Raw genomic sequence first — 5,876 nt, 5'->3', positions numbered from 1 at the left:
GGAGCAGTTCATTTGGCATCGATCGTTTTATGGTTAAGATGCCTTGTTTAATTTGTGTAGACACGCTCTAACAAGATTTCATTTTTGTGATTTTAGAAAAATCAAGATTTCGCATTTACACGGTATTGCTATAACCAAAGAGGACTCGCACAAAGATAAACTCCTCACCTCCCTTGGAGTCTATAAAATACAGGAATTCTTCATATAATAAAATAATGTGTTGAAAAATTTATAAAAACTATGCTATCATCATTATAACCATAATTATTAAATTGCACCTAAGGAAAATAAAATAATTGTACGAAGGAGTGATTGATAATGAAGTTTGGGAAAAAAACAATCGCTTTGACAGCGGGAATGATGGCAATATGTATGCTGATTCCCTCCTGCACAGAGGGGCATAATGTTCCGGATTCGGATGACAAGGTTTTATCGGAAAGAACGTCCGGTGATAATGAGATAGTGCCGTTACGAAATGTGGTTATTGATTCCGGAAGTTATTCCGGTTCAGATTATGATGACACTTTTTATTTGAGCAAAAACAATGGAAAAACAGTAAATTTCTGGATTAAAAACAAGGGTTCCACCGAGGTTGTGATCAGCATTAACGGTGGAAATGAAAGAACCATCAACCCGGATAAAAGCGGTCATATCTCTGTAAATGTTACCGGTACGAATCAAAGTTTCTATTTTAATGCCACATCAAGCTCCTCCACACCGGGAGATATCAGTATTGATTTTCGTATGGCACAACATTAGAGTATTTGCACAATGGCGTTTTGTTAGCGCTGAATTATGCAAAACTTGGAGAAAAGAGCAGGTATTTTGCCTGCTCTTTTTGTGTTGGGGCAGAGATATGAGGAGGCAATCGAAGCCTCAAAAAAATTAAGGAAACACCGCACAAAGTCAAATTTCTGATCTTCCCCGTTTTTATAAAATACAAAAGTCTGTCATACCAATATTTTCAAGGATTTGATCGTTCGTACAAAATCGATTCTAGGCTTATTTTCCGAATTGTGAGGTATGTCCCTAACTATGTGTATTCTAAACCTTGTAATCACTCAGACCTCTCCTACAAAAGCTTATCGATATCCCTGATATTCTCTCTTAGATATGCCTTCCATTCTTCCCGCAGTTGATACAGGCTCTTGCCGAACTCCTCTTCAAAGCTCGTTTCATCTCCGGTCTTTACCCGCAGATAGAACATCTTCTCCAAGCCGTATCTCTTCATCAGGTAATAGACAAAGGCTCTGTTTTCAAAAAAGTTATAGTTGTTCGGCTCCAGAAATCCGGTAAAGCCTACCTTGTTTTCTTCCGATGAATATACCGTCTTACTCTTTATTCCGGGTTCCAATATGTTGTGGTTCTTATCGATCAGTTCCATAATGTAGATCAGCTTATCTCGGCTATCGTCATTGTAGACCAGTTCCCTTATCTTCTCTTCCGTCAGCTCCCCGAAGTTCGCCTCCATGACCTCAAAGGTCTTCTTGCGTGCCTCAATTGCAGTTCCATCCTTGACCTCCCTAAACAAATGCAACGTATTCCGATAATGGGTCTCTCTTAATTCGTCCGAATACCACCTAAGCAAAGATGAGTCCAACCCCTCTTCCAACCATCTCGATACCGCTCCGACTTTTCCGTTTCTTGCTTGAGATACCTCCTCAAACATCTTATGGTTGTACTCCACCATCTGTGCCCATAGTTCTGACAAAATAACTTCGTTCTTAATATGATCACACATACTGTCAGGCTTTGTATTGTCAAAGAAGTAGACCGTCTTTTTCGGATTATCGAGCACCTCCCGATACTCCCGATAAAAGTTGGGAGCCTCCTTCTCAATCGTCCTCCGATTCTTCTCGATATTCTCCTCGAAGGTCAGCAGGATCTCTTCCAACTCTTCCACCTCGTCATAGGTCTCATCTTCCGTCAGTAGGGTTATGGTAAAACCCCCGATCTCCTTGCGGGTGTTGACGGTAAGCTTACCTAAGGTGTTATAGCGCACTTCGATATCCTCAAGCAGGGAGGGTCTCTGTTTCTGGTACTCGATATCGATCCCCTCTTCCTTCGCCCATCCTTCGATGTCCTGCATCTCGACCTGTCCATGGAGCAGATCTTCCTTCTTCCCCTGATCGATCAGGTAGGCTGCCAAGTCCGCACTTGCAACCTTGAGGTTGTTCACTTCTTCTTCCTCGGTAAACGGTTCGAAGAACCTTGCTCCGAACAGGGAAAACTCCCTATCCTTATAGTAGGAGACGAAGTCCGTTTCGGTCTTTTCCTCTCCTCCAAACACCAGAAGACGGATTCCTTCGACGATCCAGTTGTTGTAGAGGTCATAGGCCTGTGCAATCAAATATTTCTCAAACTCCTCCCCCTCTATAAAACCCGGGGTAACTTCGATGACTTCCCTGTTCTTAAATCTGTTATAGAGCGGGTTTATTGTGATCTTAACCTTGGTTATCTTCTCGAATCGATCGAGCTTTTCCAGTTTCTTTGTGAGTTTGTCCAAGACTTCTTCCCTGTTCTCCAGAGAGTTCGGCAGTTTGATCTCGATGTCCTCATTGGAGTAGACGGTAAAGTTCTCCCCCTCCCGCTTGGACAGATCAAGGCCCCTGCCACAGGAAACCAATAGAACAATCATTAAACAGACTATGCATAGACCCAAATACTTTTTCATAACAATGTCTCCTTTTGCAATTTCCTAAGGAAATACCGCACAAAGATCCAAAACAATTTGCCCTTTGTTCCTCGAAGGGTAGAAACTATTCCAAATACACGCTTTTGGAAATGGATTTGTTTAAGAAAAACTGGTTTTTCACCACTTTTTCGAATTATGCGGTATCTTCCTAATACTATTTTGCAGTTGATATCAGAAACTTGCACTTTATGAAGTATAAAACGAATTTTCGTATTTACAGAATGGATATAACCACACTTCTATCGGAAAATAGTATGCTATCTTAACAGGTCCAAGACCTCTCCTACAAAAGCTTATCGATATCCTTGATATTCTCCCTTAGATATGCCTTCCATTCTTCCCGCAGTTGATACAGACTCTTTCCGAACTCTTCTTCAAAGCTCGTTTCATCTCCTATCTTTATCCGAAGATAGAACATCTTCTCCAAGCCGTACCTCTTCATCAGGTAATAGACAAAGGCTTTGTTTTCAAAAAAGTTATAGTTGTTCGGCTCCAAAAATCCGGTAAAGCCTACCTTGTTTTCTTCCAACGCATATACCGTTTTACTCTTTAATCCCGGAATCAATTCAAGATAGTTTCTATCGATCAGTTCCATAATGTAGATCAGCTTATCTCCGCTATCGTCATTGTAGACCAGTTCCCTTACCTTCTCTTCCGTCAGCTCCCCGAAGTTCTCTTCTATTACCGCAAAGATTTTTTTCCCGACCCCGGTTGCAGTTCCCTCCTCAATATTCCTCACAAAATGCAACATAGCCTTATAATAGGGCTCTCTTAATTCGTCCGAATACCACAGCGGCAAACACAGATCTACGCCCTCCGCCAACCATCGAGGAGAACCCTCCACACCTCCGTTTCTTGCTTGAGATACCTCCTCAAAAACCTTATGGTTGTATTCCGCCATCTGTGCCCATACCCCTTCCAAAATAATCTCGTTATTAATAGAGTAATATATGTTGGCCGGCTGTGTATTGTCAAAGAAGTAGACCGTCTTTTTCGGATTATCGAGCACCTCCCGATACTCTCGATAAAAGTTGGGAGCCTCCTTCTCAATCGTCCTCCGATTCTTCTCGATATTCTCCTCGAAGGTCAGCAGGATCTCTTCCAACTCTTCCACCTCGTCATAGGTCTCATCTTCCGTCAGTAGGGTTATGCTAAAACCCCCGATCTCCTTTCGGGTGTTGACGGTAAGCTTACCTAAGGTGTTGTATCCCACTTCGATATCCTCAAGCAGAGAGGGTCTCTGTTTCTGGTACTCGATATCGATCCCCTCTTCCTTCGCCCATCCTTCAATGTCCTGCATCTCGACCTGTCCATGGAGCAGATCTTCCTTCTTCCCCTGATCGATCAGGTAGGCTGCCAAGTCCGCACTTGCAACCTTGAGGTTGTTCACCTCTTCTTCCTCGGTAAACGGTTCGAAGAACCTTACTCCGAACAGGGAAAACTCCCTATCCTTATAGTAGGAGACGAAGTCCGTTTTCTCGTCTTTTCTCCCATCTTCGAACACCAGAAGACGGATTCCTTCGACGATCCAGTTGTTGTAGAGGTCATAGGCCTGTGCGATCAAATATTTCTCAAACTCCTCCCCCTCTATAAAATCCGGGGTAATTTCGATGACTTCCCTGTTCTTAAATTTGTTATAGAGCGGGTTTATTGTAATCTTGACCTTGGTTATCTTCTCGAATCGATCGAGCTTTTCCAGTTTCTTTGTGAGTTTGTCCAAGACTTCTTCCCTGTTCTCCAGAGAGTTCGGCAGTTTGATCTCGATGTCCTCATTGGAATAGACGGTAAAGTTCTCCCCCTCCCGCTTGGACAGATCAAGCCCCCTTCCACAGGAAACCAATAGAACAATCATTAAACAGACTGTGCATAGGCCCAAATACTTTTTCATAACAATGTCTCCTTTTGCAATTGCCTAATACTATAGTGAACGCAAAAATTATTTTCACTTTGCCGAATCCCTATTCTTCAAAATAGAATCGAGATACATTTCGAAAGTGCAGATATTTATGTCGTTTGCTATATTTTGCAGTTGATATCAGAAACTTGCACTTTATGAAGTATAAAACGAATTTTCGTATTTACAGAATGGATATAACCACACTTCTATCGAAAAATAGTATGCTATCTTAACAGGTCCAAGACCTCTCCTACAAAAGCTTATCGATGTCCCTGATATTCTCCCTTAGATACGCCTTCCATTCTTCCCGCAGTTGATACAGACTCTTGCCGAACTCTTCTTCAAAGCTCGTTTCATCTCCTATCTTTACCCGAAGATAGAACATCTTCTCCAAACCGTACCTCTTCATCAGATAATAGACAAAGGCTCTGTTTTCAAAAAAGTTATAGTTGTTCGGCTCCAGAAATCCGGTAAAACCTACCATATTTTCTCCCAACGCATATACCGTCTTACTCTTTATTCCGGGTTCCAATATGTTGTGGTTCTTATCGATCAGTTCCATAATGTAGATCAGCTTATCTCGGCTATCGTCATTGTAGACCAGTTCCCTTATCTTCTCTTCCGTCAGCTCCCCGAAGTTCGCCTCCATGACCTCAAAGGTCTTCTTGTGTGCCTCAATTGCAGTTCCATCCTTGACCTCCCTAAACAAATGCAACGTATTCCGATAATGGGTCTCTCTTAATTCGTCCGAATACCACCTGAGCAAAGACGAGTCCAACCCCTCTTCCAACCATCTCGATGCCACCTCGACTTTTCCGTTTCTTGCTTGAGATACCTCCTCAAACATCTTATGGTTGTACTCCACCATCTGTGCCCATACCCCTTCCAAAATAATCTCGTTATCGATAAGTCTATATACATTGTGAGACTTTGTATTGTCAAAGAAGTAGACCGTCTTTTTCGGATTATCGAGTACCTCCCGGTACTCCCGATAAAAGTTGGGAGCCTCCTTCTCAATCATCCTCCGATTCTTCTCGATATTCTCCTCGAAGGTCAGCAGGATCTCTTCCAACTCTTCCACCTCGTCATAGGTCTCATCTTCCGTCAGTAGGGTTATGCTAAAACCCCCGATCTCCTTTCGGGTGTTGACGGTAAGCTTACCTAAGGTGTTGTATCCCACTTCGATATCTTCAAGCAGGGAGGGTCTCTTCCTTTGGTACTCGATATCGATCCCCTCTTCCTTCGCCCATCCTTCGATGTCCTGCATCTCGACCTGTCCATGGA

4 protein-coding genes are annotated in these 5,876 nt (G+C 42.8%); 1 reads left to right on the top strand and 3 read right to left on the bottom strand.

The window, feature by feature from the left end; genetic code table 11:
* Positions 1-318 precede the first annotated feature (318 nt).
* Positions 319-759, top strand: coding sequence for a hypothetical protein (locus tag ACFO4R_RS03145; protein WP_379787555.1), 441 nt, complete (start codon positions 319-321; stop codon positions 757-759).
* Between the two features lie 313 nt (positions 760-1,072).
* On the opposite strand, the gene ACFO4R_RS03140 is transcribed toward ACFO4R_RS03145, so the two are convergent.
* The 3 genes from ACFO4R_RS03140 to ACFO4R_RS03130 form a co-directional block, all read right to left on the bottom strand.
* The gene (locus ACFO4R_RS03140; protein ID WP_379787554.1) at positions 1,073-2,674 is read right to left on the bottom strand and encodes a hypothetical protein; all 1,602 of its coding nucleotides are present in this window, start codon (positions 2,672-2,674) and stop codon (positions 1,073-1,075) included.
* Between the two features lie 304 nt (positions 2,675-2,978).
* On the bottom strand, positions 2,979-4,583 hold the full coding sequence (locus ACFO4R_RS03135; RefSeq protein WP_379787553.1) for a hypothetical protein: 1,605 nt from the start codon (positions 4,581-4,583) through the stop codon (positions 2,979-2,981).
* 259 nt (positions 4,584-4,842) lie between these two features.
* On the bottom strand, positions 4,843-5,876 hold a 1,034-nt coding region (locus tag ACFO4R_RS03130), incomplete at its 5' end, for a hypothetical protein (protein ID WP_379787552.1).

This window comes from Filifactor villosus (assembly GCF_042652965.1).
In the GTDB taxonomy this organism is placed as follows: Bacteria; Bacillota; Clostridia; order Peptostreptococcales; family Filifactoraceae; genus Filifactor; species Filifactor villosus.
The sequence above is the reverse complement of the archived record's forward strand: the minus strand, read 5'-3'. Positions and strand labels throughout refer to the sequence as shown.

Excerpts from the sequence above, each read along its gene's own strand:
- ACFO4R_RS03145 (WP_379787555.1), top strand. The coding sequence starts at position 319 with ATGAAGTTTGGGAAAAAAACAATCGCTTTGACAGCGGGAATGATGGCA.
- ACFO4R_RS03140 (WP_379787554.1), bottom strand. The coding sequence starts at position 2,674 with ATGAAAAAGTATTTGGGTCTATGCATAGTCTGTTTAATGATTGTTCTA.
- ACFO4R_RS03135 (WP_379787553.1), bottom strand. The coding sequence starts at position 4,583 with ATGAAAAAGTATTTGGGCCTATGCACAGTCTGTTTAATGATTGTTCTA.